This window comes from Exiguobacterium sp. s127 (assembly GCF_018618695.1).
Lineage (GTDB): Bacteria > Bacillota > Bacilli > Exiguobacteriales > Exiguobacteriaceae > Exiguobacterium_A > Exiguobacterium_A oxidotolerans.
Map to the genome: position 1 here is coordinate 1 of NZ_JACSMO010000027.1, position 708 is coordinate 708.

General features: G+C 46.5%; 1 protein-coding gene. It reads right to left on the minus strand.

All coding sequences use genetic code 11. From position 1 onward, the window contains the following. Window positions 1–251: 251 nt before the first annotated feature. Window positions 252–677, minus strand: a complete 426-nt coding sequence (locus KNP98_RS15895) for an HTH domain-containing protein (RefSeq protein ID WP_088838373.1) — start codon at window positions 675–677, stop codon at window positions 252–254. Window positions 678–708: the final 31 nt, after the last annotated feature.

Here is a 708-nt window from a genome sequence, read left to right on the forward strand (position 1 = left end):
CATAAGATCAAGCATTTCCATGTAAAGACCACGATAGCCAATCTTCTTGTCGTGACGGTCGTGAACACGTTTTAGAAGAAGGTAGTCCGCATAGTCGCGTTCTTCCCGAAGGGAGTCACTGTCCGTACGCGCAAGCCAGGCGTAATAACCACTGCGACTCACCTCAGCGAGCGTGCAGAGATCTGTGACGAACCGACTCGTCGATAATTTTCTTACAACAATATTAATTGCCTGATAGCGCTCAGACGCTGTTAGCTTCGGTGCTTCGCCTCTCTTTCGAGAGCTTCTAGCTTTTTTAGTAATTCGTTCTCCGCCGTGAGGTACTTGATCCGTGCTTCAGCTTTCGCAAGAAGTCGTTCGATGGAATCGTCTTTTTTCGGTCGACCACCAAGATTTGATTTTCCACGTCTCTCATTCAGGAGTCCTTCTTCCCCATAAATACGATATGTCTTCCGCCATCGCTTCAACGCTTCGTTCGTCGTTTGCTTACCGATCATGACCAAGTCGAAGCCGCTCTCCTCAAAGATTTGTATTGGTCGTTTCCCAGCTAAATTCTCATGTACAGCGTAAATCTTGAATTCTCCCTTGTATTGGATGGTGCGATCCGATACCGAGGCTACGTGGGGATTCGCTTCAAGTTGTCTGATTTGATCTGGATTAAAGGTACGTCTGTTCATAAATAGTCCTCCCGTATGAATTGAATAGATA

What these genes read in the sequence shown, in the direction of transcription:
- KNP98_RS15895 (WP_088838373.1), bottom strand. Translation starts at nt 677, where the DNA reads ATGAACAGACGTACCTTTAATCCAGATCAAATCAGACAACTTGAAGCG.